This is a genomic window from Paenibacillus glucanolyticus NBRC 15330 (assembly GCF_004000885.1).
Classification (GTDB): Bacteria; Bacillota; Bacilli; order Paenibacillales; family Paenibacillaceae; genus Paenibacillus_AQ; species Paenibacillus_AQ glucanolyticus.
In genome coordinates this window covers 1-16,195 of sequence record NZ_BIMC01000003.1, presented here as the reverse complement: position 1 = coordinate 16,195, position 16,195 = coordinate 1, and the positions used below count along the sequence as shown (strand labels likewise).

Annotated in this window: 12 protein-coding genes; 10 read left to right on the top strand and 2 right to left on the bottom strand. The window is 48.1% G+C overall.

Annotation, left to right across the window (positions count from 1 at the left end):
- Positions 1-17 precede the first annotated feature (17 nt).
- Positions 18-1,379, top strand: a complete 1,362-nt coding sequence (locus PGL02S_RS06105) for a GntP family permease (RefSeq protein ID WP_006207382.1) — start codon at positions 18-20, stop codon at positions 1,377-1,379.
- Positions 1,380-1,466: 87 nt separating this feature from the next.
- A complete protein-coding gene (gene gntK, locus PGL02S_RS06100; protein WP_173937126.1) occupies positions 1,467-3,014 on the top strand; it encodes a gluconokinase in 1,548 nt (515 codons plus the stop codon).
- Between the two features lie 75 nt (positions 3,015-3,089).
- On the opposite strand, the gene PGL02S_RS06095 is transcribed toward gntK, so the two are convergent.
- A complete protein-coding gene (locus tag PGL02S_RS06095) occupies positions 3,090-3,803 on the bottom strand; it encodes a hypothetical protein (protein ID WP_228030089.1) in 714 nt (237 codons plus the stop codon).
- A gap of 732 nt (positions 3,804-4,535) precedes the next feature.
- Between PGL02S_RS06095 and dnaA the strand changes: the two genes are divergently transcribed.
- The 6 genes from dnaA to gyrB all read left to right on the top strand — a co-directional run bounded on the left by dnaA (position 4,536) and on the right by gyrB (position 10,853).
- Positions 4,536-5,882, top strand: coding sequence for a chromosomal replication initiator protein DnaA (dnaA, locus tag PGL02S_RS06090; protein WP_006207385.1), 1,347 nt, complete (start codon positions 4,536-4,538; stop codon positions 5,880-5,882).
- A gap of 203 nt (positions 5,883-6,085) precedes the next feature.
- Complete coding sequence (gene dnaN, locus PGL02S_RS06085; RefSeq protein ID WP_006207386.1) at positions 6,086-7,228, top strand: DNA polymerase III subunit beta; 1,143 nt, start codon at positions 6,086-6,088, stop codon at positions 7,226-7,228.
- 38 nt (positions 7,229-7,266) lie between these two features.
- Positions 7,267-7,482, top strand: a complete 216-nt coding sequence (gene yaaA / locus PGL02S_RS06080; protein ID WP_006207387.1) for a S4 domain-containing protein YaaA — start codon at positions 7,267-7,269, stop codon at positions 7,480-7,482.
- 56 nt (positions 7,483-7,538) lie between these two features.
- On the top strand, positions 7,539-8,651 hold the full coding sequence (gene recF / locus PGL02S_RS06075; RefSeq protein WP_036640564.1) for a DNA replication/repair protein RecF: 1,113 nt from the start codon (positions 7,539-7,541) through the stop codon (positions 8,649-8,651).
- A 13-nt stretch (positions 8,652-8,664) separates the two neighbouring features.
- Positions 8,665-8,916 carry an extracellular matrix regulator RemB gene (gene remB, locus PGL02S_RS06070; protein ID WP_006207389.1) on the top strand — a complete coding sequence of 84 codons (252 nt, stop codon included), beginning with the start codon at positions 8,665-8,667 and terminating at the stop codon, positions 8,914-8,916.
- Between the two features lie 26 nt (positions 8,917-8,942).
- Complete coding sequence (gyrB, locus tag PGL02S_RS06065; RefSeq protein ID WP_036640565.1) at positions 8,943-10,853, top strand: DNA topoisomerase (ATP-hydrolyzing) subunit B; 1,911 nt, start codon at positions 8,943-8,945, stop codon at positions 10,851-10,853.
- A gap of 160 nt (positions 10,854-11,013) precedes the next feature.
- Here gyrB and PGL02S_RS06060 read toward each other — a convergent pair whose 3' ends face one another.
- The gene (locus PGL02S_RS06060; RefSeq protein WP_036640566.1) at positions 11,014-11,817 is read right to left on the bottom strand and encodes a YheC/YheD family protein; all 804 of its coding nucleotides are present in this window, start codon (positions 11,815-11,817) and stop codon (positions 11,014-11,016) included.
- A 409-nt stretch (positions 11,818-12,226) separates the two neighbouring features.
- On the opposite strand from PGL02S_RS06060, the gene gyrA reads away from it, so the two are divergent.
- Together gyrA and PGL02S_RS06050 are read left to right on the top strand one after the other, a co-directional pair.
- On the top strand, positions 12,227-14,725 hold the full coding sequence (gene gyrA / locus PGL02S_RS06055) for a DNA gyrase subunit A (protein WP_036640567.1): 2,499 nt from the start codon (positions 12,227-12,229) through the stop codon (positions 14,723-14,725).
- Between the two features lie 172 nt (positions 14,726-14,897).
- On the top strand, positions 14,898-16,010 hold the full coding sequence (locus PGL02S_RS06050) for an HD-GYP domain-containing protein (protein ID WP_006207392.1): 1,113 nt from the start codon (positions 14,898-14,900) through the stop codon (positions 16,008-16,010).
- Positions 16,011-16,195 lie beyond the last annotated feature (185 nt).

Here is a 16,195-nt window from a genome sequence, read left to right as displayed (position 1 = left end):
ATAGGAGGAAGCAAGGTATGAATTCACTATTCGGTCTCAGTCATAATGCTACTTTGATGATCTGGACACTGCTGACGATCGTCTTCCTGATCGTGCTGATATCCAAATATAAATGGAATCCTTTCGTTACGCTATTGATTTCCGCACTGATGCTTGGATTGTTGACAGGCATGCAGCCTGCAGACGTTATTACTTCGATTACAGGCGGCTTAGGAGGTACGCTTGGAACGATTGCAATCGTTATCGCCCTGGGTACGATGCTCGGGAAAATGATGGCGGAATCCGGCGGCGCTGAGCAAATCGCAACCACCCTCGTCGATCGGTTCGGTGAGAAGCGCGTCCACTGGGCCATGATGGTTGTCGGCTTTATTGTAGGTATACCGGTATTTTTCGAGGTTGGTGTCATCCTGTTGATCCCTATCGTCTTCACGGTTGCCCGCAAAACAAAAATGTCCCTGCTGCACATCGGTATTCCCATTCTGGCCGGATTGTCCACCGTACACGGTCTGGTGCCGCCCCATCCCGCTCCAATGATCGCGATTGAAGCTTATAATGCGGACCTTGGCATGACCATTCTGTACTCATTCCTGGTTGGAATACCTGCTGCAATTCTTGCTGGACCGGTGTTCGGTAAATTTATCGGTAAACGTATCATGACGGATCCGCCTGAAGAGCTGGCCGAGCAATTCTCAAGCAAAGCGGACCGCGGGTTGCCAGGCTTCGGCATCACCCTGTTTACGATCCTGCTGCCGGTTATTCTGATGCTCATTGGTTCTGCGGCTGATATTATCGATCCGGAGTCCAACAGCTTTATATCCGTGTTCTGCAAATTCGTCGGTCATGAGATCATTGCACTGCTGATTGCTGCGGTCTTTTCCTTCTTCTCGCTTGGATTCGCCCGCGGCTTCAACAAACATGATCTCTCCCGCTTCACCAGTGAATGTCTCGCCCCTGTTGCAACGATCATTCTGATCATCGGGGCGGGCGGTGCGTTCAAGCAGGTGCTGATCAATAGCGGCGTTGGTAACGCCATCGCCGAAATCGCGACGGGTGCAAACATCAACATCATACTGTTTGCATGGCTTGTCGCTGCGCTTATACGGGTCGCAACCGGCTCTGCAACGGTTGCGATGACAACAGCAGCCGGAATTGTCGCTCCCGTGCTTGCCATGACGCCAGGCGTCAATGTGGAGCTTGTGGTGCTCGCTACCGGCGCAGGTTCCATCGTATTGTCTCATGTAAACGATGCAGGTTTTTGGATGGTAAAGGAATTCTTCAATATGACGGTATCACAGACCCTCAAATCCTGGACCGTGCTGGAGACCATCCTGTCCGTAACTGGACTTGTGTTGGCTCTTGTTCTGAATGTAATTGTATAATAAAGCTATAAGACACATGAGGGCTCCCGGAAGGCTGATATTCAAGCAGCTGCCTGGGTGCCCTTACGTAGAAAGAAGGTATGTCTCTTGAGTACGCAGAACTATATGATCGGTGTTGATATCGGAACAACAAGCACCAAAGCGGTGCTGTTCAAAGAGAATGGCGAGGTTGTAGCCAAAGCCGGCGGTGAATATCCCCTGCTCACCCCTACCCCCTCTACGGCAGAGCAAGATCCGGAGCAAATTTTTCAAACCGTCATTGCTTCTGTCCAAGGGGTCATGACACAGAGCGGAATAGCCCCTGCTCAAGTCCTGTTTGTCTCATTCAGCGCGGCCATGCACAGCGTGATTGCCGTTGATGGGAATGGCACCCCGCTGACCCGCTGCATCACCTGGGCGGATAACCGCAGCGCAGCCTGGTCTGCGAAGCTAAAAAAAGAACTGGGCGGCATGGAGCTGTACCAACGTACCGGAACACCGATTCATCCCATGTCCCCTGTCACCAAACTCATGTGGATGAGATACGAGCTGCCATCCGTATATAATCAAGCTGCCAAATTCATTTCGATTAAAGAATACGTCTATTTCAAGTTATTCGGACAGTATGTTGTCGACCATTCCATTGCATCCAGCACCGGGATGATGAACCTCGAGCAGCTGGCATGGGATCAGCAGGCCCTCGAACTTGCCGGCATCACCAAAGACCACTTGTCCACGATTGTACCCACCACCCATATCATGAACGGCTTGAAAAATGAATTTGCTGCAGCCATGGGCCTCTCCCCGTCCACGCCATTTGTGATGGGAGCTGCCGACGGCGTTCTGTCCAACTTGGGCGTGAACGCCATCCAGCCGGGCGTCGTTGCGGCCACGATCGGAACGAGCGGTGCGATCCGCACCGTAGTGGACAAGCCGATGACCGATCCCAAGGGTCGTATCTTCTGTTATGCCCTTACCGAGAAGCACTGGGTCATCGGAGGCGCGGTTAATAACGGCGGCATGATATTCCGCTGGGTGCGGGATGAATTCGCAGCCTCGGAGATTGAAACGGCCAAGCGGCTTGGCATCAATCCGTATGATGTGTTAACCAAAATCGCGGACCGTATTCCGCCAGGGTCGAACGGGCTTCTCTTTCACCCGTATCTGACCGGAGAACGTGCACCATTATGGGATCCTAATGCCCGGGGATCGTTCTTTGGCTTGACCCTGAATCATAAAAAAGAGCATATGATCCGCTCCGTTTTGGAGGGTGTGATCTTTAATATGTATACTGTGCTCCTGGCGATGGAGGAGCAAATCGGCCGACCGGCCAAAATTCACGCCACCGGCGGCTTTGCCCGTTCTCCCATCTGGCGGCAAATGATGGCGGATATCTTTGATCAGCAGGTTATCGTACCGGAAAGTTATGAAAGCTCCTGTCTTGGTGCCGTGGTGCTCGGTCTGTACGCCACAGGAAGAGCAGAATCACTCGACATCGTTGGAACGATGGTCGGCGGTACCCACGAACACCATCCTGTAAAAGAAAGCTCCGATGTTTATAAGGCGCTGCTGCCCATCTTTATCCGCATATCGCGGAAGCTGGAGGAAGATTACGAAGCGATTACCGAATTCCAGCGCAGATTCGAACAATCGTAAACTTACTATATAAGTAAAAGCCCGTTTTCGACGGAAGAAATCCATGTCGAAAAACGGGCTTTTCTTATTTTTTTATTACAGCGCATGCCTAAAAAATATCCACAGAGAAAATCCCATACCGAATATGCCCCCCGCCTTGCACATAAAGAAGTAGAAATCGCTAGGCTCCGGATTATCTATCATCAGATTCGAGGGTGACATATGAAACATAAAGCGTTGAAAAGGCTCATATCTGAAAAAACACCAATTCATGATCCCTAACCCGAGGGCTAGCAAAAAGAATCCTACGCTGCCGTTGGGGTCATGAAACTGCTCATTAGAAGCTTTAGCAAGCTCTGAAGGATAGTAGCGAGGCTCTTGCGGATCGGATCGATGAATTTGGCCAGCGCTATCCGTGAACCTCATGCCGGGGATCACCATTTCCCCCTGTTCATCGTATGAAATAAATTCCCGTTCTCCGAACAATTCCACACGATATTTCTTTCCGTCAGGATAAAGCACATCATATGACGTAGAATGGCCTGTTTTCGGATCATTCGGCCGGATTTCATACTGCTCGCCGCCCATCTCAACCCGTTTTTCCTCATCATAGGAATGGACGTATAACGGCTCCCCACGGCCGAATGAAGCCCTGTATTCGATGACCCCGCTCCCTGATTCGACAACTTTCGAGTACTTTACTCCTTCCACATAAAACACTTTCTTCGAATAATAGCCCTTCGCCCACACTCCGATCAGAACCAATGCGATGGCTAAGAAGAGTACAAGCCCTATTTTTCTCCACTCCAAGCTGCTTTCCTCCTCTGTCCACATGCTGGGTTTCCCCCAATCCCATTTTTTAATAGTACGGGTTCAGGATAAAGAAGGTTGCAATGAAACTTCCAGCGTTCCAGCCCCTAGCAACATCCAGCGTAATATAAACCTGCCAATGTGAGTTCTACTCATGAGATGCATCGATTTGATAGTTTATACAGCTCATATATATGCAAAACCACAATACCCTATCAAAAAAAGCCCTCAAATTGAAATCTTTCGATTTCATCGAGGACTATCCACAGCCATTTTTCACCTTTGGTCGATTTATTTGCTGCTAGAACATTCAACCAAAAGTTATGAACAGATGGTGAGAGAAGAAAATTCTGCTTGCGAATCGGACAACCTGTGAATAATTTTTCGCGCTTTGAAGCCGATGATGTCGAAAGCTAAACAGATTATAAACAATATATAGTGGTGTGAATAATAATTATGCACAACGTATTGAATTTGTGGATAAATTAGCGACATACATTGAAAATAAGGCCTTCTTTTGCTATGATGATATTACTTTTGGTTGTGAATATGTGAATGAAGCTATAATATTATCAACAGGCTGTGGATAAAGTTGTGAACAATTTCAATTTATCCATATTTTTTTGTTTCCACAGGGTTTAGTTCTGGGGATAATTAGACATCATTCATTTTCTTTCGACATTTCCACACATGGCTCTAGCCACATTTGGAAGATTTAAAGGAGTGACAGTTTTGGAAAGCCATACTTCCGAATTATGGCAAGAAATATTATCGATTATACAAACCAAGCTGAGCAAACCGAGTTTTGACACTTGGTTTAAAGCTACGAAGGCATTGACCATTAACGATCACTCCGTCGTCATTTCTGCACCGACAACATTTGCGGTGGAATGGCTGGAGAGCCGATACACCAAGCTGGTTAGTGCAACTGTATTGGAGGTGGTGGGCAAGCAGGTTGATGTTCGCTTTGTTATTGAAGAGGCAAAAGGACACGAACCTGTGCTGCAGCAGCCATCGCCGCCGCTTGAGATATCCGGGGAAGAAATTCAGTCCCATATGCTGAATCCGAAGTATACGTTTGACACGTTTGTTATCGGTTCGGGCAACCGATTTGCACATGCTGCCTCACTCGCTGTTGCCGAAGCTCCGGCTAAGGCGTACAACCCATTATTCCTATATGGTGGGGTAGGGCTTGGAAAAACACACTTGATGCATGCCATCGGCCACTATATTTTGGAGCACAATCCCAGCAGCAAAGTCGTGTACATTTCCTCCGAGAAATTCACCAACGAATTCATCAACTCCATTCGGGACAACCGCGCTGAAAGCTTCCGCAACAAGTACCGCAGCGTCGATATTCTGCTTATTGACGACATTCAGTTCCTGGCAGGCAAAGAGTCGACGCAGGAGGAATTTTTCCATACGTTCAATGCCCTGCACGAAGAGCGGAAGCAGATTATCATATCCAGTGACCGTCCGCCTAAGGAGATTCCGACGCTGGAAGAACGGCTCCGTTCCCGGTTCGAATGGGGACTAATCACCGATATTCAGCCGCCGGATCTGGAGACACGGATCGCCATCCTTCGCAAGAAGGCGAAAGCCGAGAATTTGGATATCCCGAACGAAGCCATGATGTATATCGCGAATCAGATCGATACGAACATTCGAGAGCTGGAAGGTGCCCTTATCCGTGTAGTTGCTTATTCCTCCCTGACCAATCAGGACGTTACAACACATCTGGCAGCTGAGGCACTGAAGGATATCATCCCGTCCAGCCGGCCGAGAATGATTACGATTCAGGACATCCAGCAGAAGGTTGGCGAGTATTACAACCTGAGGCTCGAAGACTTCAAAGCCCGTAAACGGACCAAAGCCGTCGCGTTTCCGCGGCAAATTGCCATGTACTTGTCCCGCGAATTGACCGATTACTCTCTTCCCAAAATCGGAGAGGCATTCGGAGGCCGGGATCATACCACTGTCATACATGCCCATGAGAAGATTACCCAATCTCTGAAAAATGACCAGGAGCTTTTCAAAGTGGTCAATAATCTTACAGAGAAAATCAAAAATCCATCCTGAACAAGTTCAAAGCCTATGCACAATCTATACACATGTGGATAGGCTTAATTTTATGCCTTTTCTGGGGCTTATCCACATATTCAGTGCCCCTATTACTATTACTAATAATAATTAATAAATAAATTAACCATAAAGAGGGGGATCATCATGGCATTCGCCACGTGATAAAAACCCCTCTCATTTTTCCGTAAGGAGTGAAATTGATGAAAATCAGCATATTAAAAAATGTATTAAACGAATCCATTCAACACGTATCGAAGGCGATTTCCAGCCGAACCACAATTCCGATCCTCAGCGGCATTAAACTGGACGTCACTTATTCAGGTGTTACACTAACCGCTAGCGATACTGATATTTCCATTCAATCGTTTATTCCTTCGGAAGATGAGAAACATACGATCGTGCAAGTAGAGCAGCCTGGTAGTGTTGTGCTGCCGGCTAAGTTTTTCGTTGAAATCATCAAGAAACTGCCTTCCCAAGAAATTCAGATGGAGGTTAAAGACAACTTCCAAACCTTTATTTCTTCAGGAGCAACGGAAATTCAGATGGTCGGCTTGGATCCCGAAGAATTCCCGGTATTGCCCAACATTGAAGACAGCCAAACCGTATCTATACCCGGGGATCTGCTGAAAAATATGATCAAGCAAACGGTATTTTCGATCTCCACCCATGAAACAACGCCTATTTTGACAGGGGTATTGTGGAATCTTAACGATAACGAGCTGAAATTTACCGCTACGGACCGTCACCGCTTGGCTACGCGTTCAGCACAGCTTGAGGGGACTCAGGACATTTCGTTCAACAATGTCGTTATTGCAGGCAAAACACTCAATGAGCTGAGCAAGATCATTCCGGACCAAAATACACTTGTAGATATCGTTGTGGCAGATAATCAGGTATTATTTAAAATTGACCGTGTTCTGTTCTATTCCCGTATACTCGATGGAATTTATCCCGATACTTCTAGAATTATTCCAACATCGCATAAAACAGAACTTGTTTTGGACACAAAAAAATTGAGCGAGTCGATCGATCGTGCCTATCTGCTCTCCAAAGAGGAAAAAACGAACATTGTCCTCCTGCAAACGATGGAACACGGAGGCATTGAAATTTCCTCCAGCTCATCGGAGCTCGGTAAAGTGCGTGAAGAATTGGATTTGATTGATTTCAAAGGGGAGCCGCTGCGCATCTCGTTTAACTCAAAGTACATGCTCGATGTGTTGAAGGTGGTTGAGAGTGAACAGCTGATGATCGCTTTTATGGGCGTGATGAGCCCGATCGTTCTGAAGCCGCTGGACGACAGCAAGAGCCAATATATTATTCTGCCGTACCGTACGGCCAATTAAAGTTATCCCCATGTTGATAGGGATGAAAGGACGAAGTCATGAAGCAAATATTTATCCACAGTGAATATATCAAGCTGGATCAGTTCCTGAAGCTTTCAGATTGCGTATCCACAGGTGGAATGGCAAAGGCTCTGCTGCAGGAAGGAGCAGTCCTGGTCAACGACGAAAAGGAAGAGCGGCGCGGACGCAAACTGGTTCCCGGCGACATTATCAAGGTGGAGGACTGCGGAACGTTTCAGGTGGCAGCACAATAGACAGCCTCCCGCAGCCGCTTTGGCGCTAAGCGCGGAAGACGAGGGAGAGGATAAGCTTGTTTGTCAAAAATGTCAGCCTGCAGCACTATCGCAACTATGAGAAGCTGCAGCTTGAGGCGTTTGGTGATGTCAATCTGATTATCGGACGCAATGCGCAAGGAAAAACGAATTTGATGGAGGCGCTCTTCGTATTGGCTTTAACGAAGAGCCACCGTACCTCCAAGGATCGCGAATTGATTGGATTCGAGCAATCGCATGCCCATGTCTCGGCAGAGATCGATCGCAAGTATGGCGCCTTAAAGCTTGAGCTGAGTCTGTCTCAGCAGGGGAAGAGGGCAAAGATTAACGGGCTGGAGCAGCGGAAGCTCAGCGATTTCATCGGCTCGCTCAATGTCGTGATGTTTGCGCCCGAGGATCTGGAGATTGTCAAAGGCACGCCGGGGGTTCGCCGCCGGTTTCTTGACATGGAGATCGGGCAGGTGGCCCCAAGCTACCTGTTTCATCTCCAGCAATACCAGAAGGTGCTTGTGCAGCGCAACAATCTGCTGAAGCAATTATGGGGAAAAGGCAGCGCCGAGCAAGCGATGCTGGACATTTGGAACAGCCAATTGGCAGAACATGGTGTTAAAATCGTCAAGAAGAGGAAACAATTTATAAAAAAGCTGCAAAAGTGGGCCGAAAGCATCCATCAGGGCATCACAAACGGCCTCGAAGATCTCTCGCTGCACTACCTTCCGTCCTTTGCTGACGCGGAGGAAGAAGATGAAGCTGTCTTATTTGAGACATTTATGATAAAATTATCACAAATGAAAGAGCAAGAAATACGGCGTGGTATGACATTGGCAGGTCCTCATCGAGATGATCTGGCTTTTTATATTAATGGCAAAGAAGTCCAAACGTATGGATCCCAAGGCCAGCAGCGGACGACGGCGCTATCTTTGAAGCTGGCTGAAATTGAGCTGATACAGGAAGAGATCGGTGAATATCCGGTGCTGCTTCTGGATGATGTGCTGTCTGAATTGGATCCGTACCGGCAGACACAATTGATCGAGACATTCCAGAGCAAAGTGCAGACATTCATCACGGCGACGGGAATTGAGAGTTTGAATACCGACAAATTGAAGGGTGCCAGCATTTTTCATGTCCATGATGGACAGGTGGGCTCTTAAGGAGTGATTCCATATGTATATTCATTTGGGCGGAGAGAAGATCATCCGTTCGTCAGAGCTGGTTGGGATATTTGATATCTCGATAGAGAAATCTTCGAAGATCTCCAAGCAGTTCGTCACGCATGCCCAGCAGCATAAAGTCGTGGAGATGATTGGCGAAGAAGATCCGAAATCCATTGTGGTGACGAAAACGATCGTCTATTACTCCCCGATCTCCTCTGCAACGCTTAAGAAACGAGCGAATCATTTTGTAGCTCAGGCATAACAGAATCTGTAGAAGTAGGTGAACGCATGTCTATGAATCAACCGACATATGATGAGAATCAGATTCAGGTACTGGAAGGATTGGAAGCCGTTCGTAAACGTCCGGGGATGTATATCGGATCTACCAGTGCCAAGGGTTTGCATCATTTGGTATGGGAAGTTGTGGACAATAGTATTGACGAAGCGATGGCGGGAATATGCGACCATATCGAGATTATTGTCCATGAGGATAACAGTGTAACGGTTATCGATAACGGGCGCGGAATTCCGGTCGGTGAGAACGCCAAGCTGAAGAAGTCGACGTTGGAAGTCGTTATGACCGTCCTTCATGCCGGCGGTAAATTTGGCGGCGGCGGATATAAAGTATCCGGCGGTCTGCATGGCGTCGGCGTTTCGGTTGTGAATGCACTGTCTTCTAAAGTCGTGGTTCAGGTTAAACGTGACGGACACATCTACCAGCAGGAATATCATCGCGGCGTACCTCAATATGACATCAAAGTCATCGGTGATTCCGATGAGCACGGCACAACCGTAACCTTCCTGCCGGATCCGGAGATTTTCACGGAAACGACGGTATATGAGTACACCACCCTGCTAACACGGATCCGTGAGCTGGCATTCCTGAACAAGGGCATTGCACTTACACTGACGGATGAACGTACGGGTGCGTCCGACTTTTTCAAATACGAGGGCGGAATCATTGAATACGTCAAGTTCCTGAATGAGAAGAAGGAAGCTCTGCACGAAGATCCTATTTATGTTGAGGGTTCAAGGGACAATATTCAGGTTGAAGTGTCGCTTCAGTATAACGACAGTTACACCGAGAATATTTACTCTTTTGCGAATAACATCAATACGCACGAAGGTGGGACGCATGAATCCGGCTTTAAGAGTGCGCTCACTCGGATTATCAATGACTATGCCCGCAAAACCGGGATGATCAAGGATAACAACAACAACCTGTCAGGTGATGATGTACGTGAAGGATTGACGGCCATTATCTCGGTCAAGGTGCCGGAGCCACAGTTCGAAGGACAAACCAAGACCAAGCTAGGCAACAGCGAAGTGCGTGGTATTGTAGAGTCCTTGTTCGCTGAGAAGCTGCAGGAGTTCCTGCAGGAGAATCCGTCGGTGTCCCGTCGAATTTTGGAGAAGGCGCTCCAGGCATCGCGTGCGCGTGAAGCTGCGCGTAAAGCCCGGGAGATGACACGCCGGAAGAGTGCGCTTGAAGTGAGTGCTCTGCCAGGTAAACTGGCTGACTGCTCCTCCAAGGATGCTTCCATCAGTGAGCTGTACATCGTCGAAGGTGACTCTGCCGGCGGATCCGCCAAGCAGGGGCGCGACCGACATTTCCAGGCCATTTTGCCACTGCGTGGTAAAATCCTCAACGTGGAGAAAGCGCGGCTTGACCGCATTTTGTCCAACGCCGAAATCCGGGCGATTATTACGGCTCTGGGTACGGGGATTGCAGAGGATTTCGATCTGTCCAAAGCCCGTTATCACAAAATCATCATTATGACCGATGCCGATGTCGACGGTGCGCATATTCGTACCCTGCTGCTGACGTTCTTCTACCGTTACATGCGTAAGCTGGTAGAAGCGGGATATATATATATCGCTCAACCGCCGCTCTTTAAAGTCGAGCGCAACAAGGTGATCCGTTATGCCGGCAGTGAGAAAGAGCGTGACGAGATCATTAAGGAATTCGGCGAGAACGTCAAAATCAACGTACAGCGTTACAAAGGTCTCGGTGAGATGAACGCCGGCCAGCTGTGGGAGACAACAATGGATCCTGAGAGCCGTACCATGCTTCAGGTGACAATCGAGGATGCAATCCTGGCAGATACATTGTTTGATACCCTGATGGGCGACAACGTTGAGCCGCGTCGAGATTTCATTCAAGAGCATGCAAAAACGGTCCGGAATTTGGATGTATAAACGGATGTAAGCCAAAAGGGGCATCCCAAGGTCTTTGATGGCCTGGGGGCCCCTTTATTTTTTTGCCAACATTGTCCTAACATCAGGGAATATGATTCTCACGTACTTGTTATACAAACCGTTCAAGCTTTATCAGGACCGAATCGTACGACAGTAGGGGTTAGTTCGCTTTTTTCTTGCTGGATAACTTGCGACCGTAGGCGTCAGCATATTTTTTAACCTGTTTATAGACGCTTGGATCTTTGAAAAATTTCTTGAACGGGAATAGTGCAGGTTTAGTATTAACCTCCAAAATCCAGATGTTCCACCGTTCATCGATGGCAACGTCAAGACCGATCTCTTTCAGATTGGGATAGGATTTCTGCAGCTGAGCCGCGACGTTAACCCCGAGCACATTCAGCTCTCTTCGGATGTTCTCTGCTTCTTGTGCTGTCATATGCTCAATCATCAGCGGTTTATAGTGTTGGGCAACGCCGCCGCTGTGGTGGTTGGTAATGATTTTGTTCTTGGCTGCCACCCGGCCAATAATGCCCGTGCTCACCCATTGACCCGATGGACTCTTCTGTGTAAGTACTCGAAGATCGAAGGGGCGCCCTTTATGACGAAGAAGATGAATCCCTTGCTGAATCAGATACTCTTGGCCTTGAAACAGAGCGTTCAGTGTTTTATGGAGACTCTCGAGGGAGGTAAACACATCGTTCTTTTGGTCATAACGAAGCCTGTAGGAAGCAGTTGAGGTCCCGGTAGGTTCAGCGTTTAGGGAATGGAGCTGTTCGACTGACATGACGCCGATGCCGTAGGTCCCCCGATCCGGCTTAATATACACAAGCGTGTGCGTATTAAGCATATCTTCAAGCGCCTCCATAGAATATTGGCGGGTAGAGGGAATATAAGAGGCGAGACCTTTATTGTTCAAGAGTATTTTCGTTTTCGCCCATTTACTTGCAACGCGTTGTATAGCCAACCATCTTCATCCTTTCCGGCCGTGTGATGTGTGACAGGATTTTGCCTGTCTCGTAACAAAAGGTCATGTTTATCCGAGCTCATATGAAAGATTTGGACCGACTCCAGCAAGAGAGGCTGCACCCGGAAAACATAGGACAAGTATGACAAACAGTGGTATAATATAAAGATGTGATGATTCGAAAAAGTTCTTTGCAATGCATTGTATGTGAAAAGCGGCACGGAGGACAGGGCGTATATCCCGGTATCCGGGCAAAAATCATTCTTTCACTATCCATCCCGGGTTTAATTGTGCGCGGTTTGTGAAAGTAATATAATAAAGGTTAGTGCGTTTCTAGGTTTCTGATCACTATTCTGCTTTTTTCACATAGATCAAGGCATGGTTGATAGGAAAATGAAGGAGGTCCAGCATGGCGGAAGAAAATTTCTCCCAAATCAAAGATCGGGACATTGGTACCGAGATGCGCGAGTCCTTTATGGATTACGCGATGAGCATCATTGTCAGCCGGGCTTTGCCGGATGTACGGGACGGAATGAAGCCAGTACACCGTCGTATTTTATATGCGATGTCTGAACTCGGAATGGCCCCGGATAAACCGCATAAGAAATCGGCAAGAATCGTTGGCGAGGTTATCGGTAAGTACCACCCTCACGGTGACTCCGCAGTTTATGAATCCATGGTTCGGATGGCGCAGGACTTCTCCATGCGTTACATGCTTGTTGACGGTCACGGAAACTTCGGTTCCATTGACGGCGATATGGCAGCGGCTATGCGGTATACAGAGGCGCGTTTATCGAAAATTGCCATGGAAATGCTGCGTGATATTAATAAAGAGACTATAGACTTTGCTCCAAACTATGATGGTGAGGAACATGAACCGGTTGTTCTTCCTGCGCGTTATCCTAACTTGCTGGTAAACGGCGTATCAGGAATCGCAGTAGGTATGGCCACCAATATTCCACCTCATAATCTTGGTGAAGTTATCGATGGGGTTCAGGCGATGATTCGTAATCCTGACATCACACCGATGGAGCTGATGGAATATATCCAAGGTCCGGATTTCCCTACAGCGGGTTTTATCCTTGGACGTGAAGGTATTCGTCAAGCCTATCGCACCGGTCGCGGTTCCGTTACGATGCGGGCGAAGGCAACGATTGAAGAGAATAACAACAAGGCGCGCATTGTCGTTCATGAGATTCCATATCAGGTGAACAAGGCTCGTCTGGTCGAGAAGATTGCCGAGTTGGTTCGTGACAAGCGGATTGACGGAATTACGGATCTCCGGGATGAATCGGATCGTAACGGTATGCGGATCGTGATTGAGCTGCGCCGGGATGTCAACCCGAATGTCGTGTTGAATAACCTCTATAAACATACGGCCATGCAGTCGAATTTCGGTATTAACATGCTTGCCATTGTTAACAATGAGCCGAAAATTTTGAACCTGCGGGACGTGTTGTTCTACTATTTGGAGCACCAAGTCATCGTTATTCGCCGCCGTACCGAGTTCGAACTCAGAAAGGCGGAAGCGCGTGCCCACATCCTCGAAGGTTTGCGGATTGCGCTGGATCACCTTGATGAGGTCATTGCGCTCATTCGTGCGTCCCAGACGACAGAGGCCGCTCGCGAGGGCTTGATTGAACGTTTTGGTCTTAGTCAAGAGCAGGCGCAGGCCATTCTGGATATGCGTTTGCAGCGTCTGACTGGTCTCGAACGCGAGAAAATTGAGAATGAATACCAGGAGCTTCTTGCCAAAATCGCGGAACTGCGCGAAATTTTGGCGAACGAGCATCTTGTGCTTCAGATCATCAATGATGAGCTTCAAGAGATTAAAGAGCGCTTCTCCGACGAGCGCCGTACAGAGATTACGGTTGGGGAAGACAGCATCCTGGATGAGGATCTGATTCCACGGGAAGAAGTGATCATCACCATTACGCATACCGGTTATATCAAGCGTCTGCCTGCGAACACGTATCGCAGCCAGAAGCGGGGTGGACGTGGCGTCGTGGGGATGGACACGAAGAGCGAGGACTTTGTTGAGCATCTCTTCGTGACGAATTCTCACCATTACCTCATGTTCTTCACGGACAAAGGGAAGGCGTATCGACTGAAAGCCTATGAGATTCCGGAGCTTAGTCGTACGGCACGCGGAACACCGATCATCAACCTGATTCAGATTGAGCAGGGTGAATCGATTAATGCCGTGATCCCGGTGGAGAACTTTGATAGCGATAATTTCCTGTTCTTTGCCACACGCCAAGGTGTTGTCAAGAAAACCCCGCTTGAGGATTATGTGAATATCCGCAAGGGCGGTCTGATTGCAATTAACCTGCGCGAGGATGATTCCTTGATTGAGGTCAAGCTGACAGACGGTCAGCAGGAGATCATTATAGGAACGGCGCAGGGAATGTCCATCCGCTTCAAGGAGAGCGATGTGCGCTCGATGGGAAGAAGTGCGACAGGCGTAAAAGGGATTACGCTGGATGACGATGACGAAGTCATCGGCATGGACGTTGTGGATCGGGAGCTTGATATCCTCATTGTAACGACCAAAGGTTACGGCAAGCGGACGCCAGCGAGTGATTATCGCAGCCAGACCCGTGGCGGTAAAGGGATCAAGACGATTAATATTACGGAGAAGAATGGACCGGTTGTAGCATTGAAGGTCGTGAAATCGGAAGAAGATCTCATGATCATTACGTCTAGCGGTACCATTATCCGTACTAGCATGGAAGGCATCTCCACCATGGGCCGTTATGCTCAGGGTGTGAAATTGATCAACATCCGTGAGGACGATTCTGTTGGTACGGTGTGCCGTGCGGATAAGAGCGATGATCCGGAACCGGATGATGAAGATGAAGAAGGCCAGGACGGCGACACAACGCCGACAGAGGCAACTGAAGAATAACGAAGTAAGAGGGTATAGATGCAGATTTGCATCTATGCTCTTTTTTTGTGCTTTTGGATTACAAATTCAGGGAATTGGTATTGTACAGGCTGCGGAAGTCGAACTATAATATGTATAATATAAGGTGAAGTTTGCTGCCATGGTGCAGCCTAATAGATGGAGAGGGTTGATCATGACGATCAAAGCCGTGAATGAAGTGGTGGCCGGTGTGAAGCTGGCTAAAGATGTGCACACGCCTCTTGGAGGATTGTTGCTTCAAAAAGGAAAGGTCTTGCTTCCGCGGGATCTGGAAGTACTCAAAGCTTTTATGGTGGATCAGGTTGCTGTAGAGTCTGTAGAAGCAGATAGTACAAGAATACCAACTGTAAAATCTGCAGGGCAGAAGCCGTCGCTGATTTTTACAGGGAGTCAGCAGGGGGATGGGACCGAAGAGGCACCCGTTCGAAAAGACCTTCCCCTGCACGAAGAGTACGACAAAACCATGATCTTGGTCAAAAACTGTTATCAATCTGCAATAACGGGCGAGCTTCGAATGTATGAGGTTCGTAATCAGCTGGATAATTTATTGAAGCATCAGCAGGATTATCATATTCTCAAATTTATTCCACGCATGACAAATCGTCATGATTACCGGTATCACAGCGCTGTGCTCTGTGCCCTTTCTTCATATAAGCTGGCACAGTGGGTAGGGCTTCCGCAGAAAGACTGGATGCAAGTGGCTTTTGCGGGACTGCTGCATGATATCGGCAATGCTAAAATTGATCCGATTGTGTTAAACAAACCTTCCAAACTAACCGAAGAAGAGAACGAGGAAGTGCGCCAGCATACAACTTACGGATATCAGATCCTTAAGAATGTGGCGGCGGTGAATGAAGGGGTGCGGCTCGCGGCCCTGCAGCATCATGAAAAAGTAGATGGCTCAGGTTATCCGCTTCGTCTTGAAGGGAATAAGATTCATATCTATGCCAAAATCGTAGCCGTAACGGATATCTTTCATGCGATGACCCTGGACAAGTTTTATCGGAATGCCCAGTCTCCATATCGAGTGCTGGAACAGATTCAGCTTGAAGCCTTCGGCAAACTGGATCCGAAGATCGTTCAGACCTTCATTCATAAAGTGACAGCCTTGCATTCAGGAACCAGGGTGCGTCTAAGCAATGGCAGCTCAGGGGAAATTGTATTTACCGACAGCCAGCATCCGACAAGGCCGATGGTATCGGTTCAAGGGGAGATTATCAATCTGGTGCAGCAGCGACAGCTCTATATAGAAGAAGTCATTTCCTAGTTTTAAAAAAAGGGTTGACCTACATAAGAATGCTGTGATATATTATTTCTTGCCGCTTCTGAGCGGATATATATCGCAGCTTTCATTGAAAGAAAGTTTTTCAAAAAAAAGCTTGCTAAGTACTTGAGAGTGTGATATATTATAAGAGTTGCTGGTGCGAACGAGATGCACCGACAACGAAGAAG

Bases quoted from the DNA above. Each gene is read 5' to 3' on its own strand.
- PGL02S_RS06105 (WP_006207382.1), top strand. From the start codon at position 18: ATGAATTCACTATTCGGTCTCAGTCATAATGCTACTTTGATGATCTGG.
- dnaN (WP_006207386.1), top strand. From the start codon at position 6,086: ATGAAAATCAGCATATTAAAAAATGTATTAAACGAATCCATTCAACAC.
- yaaA (WP_006207387.1), top strand. From the start codon at position 7,267: ATGAAGCAAATATTTATCCACAGTGAATATATCAAGCTGGATCAGTTC.
- remB (WP_006207389.1), top strand. From the start codon at position 8,665: ATGTATATTCATTTGGGCGGAGAGAAGATCATCCGTTCGTCAGAGCTG.
- gyrB (WP_036640565.1), top strand. From the start codon at position 8,943: ATGTCTATGAATCAACCGACATATGATGAGAATCAGATTCAGGTACTG.
- gyrA (WP_036640567.1), top strand. From the start codon at position 12,227: ATGGCGGAAGAAAATTTCTCCCAAATCAAAGATCGGGACATTGGTACC.
- PGL02S_RS06050 (WP_006207392.1), top strand. From the start codon at position 14,898: ATGACGATCAAAGCCGTGAATGAAGTGGTGGCCGGTGTGAAGCTGGCT.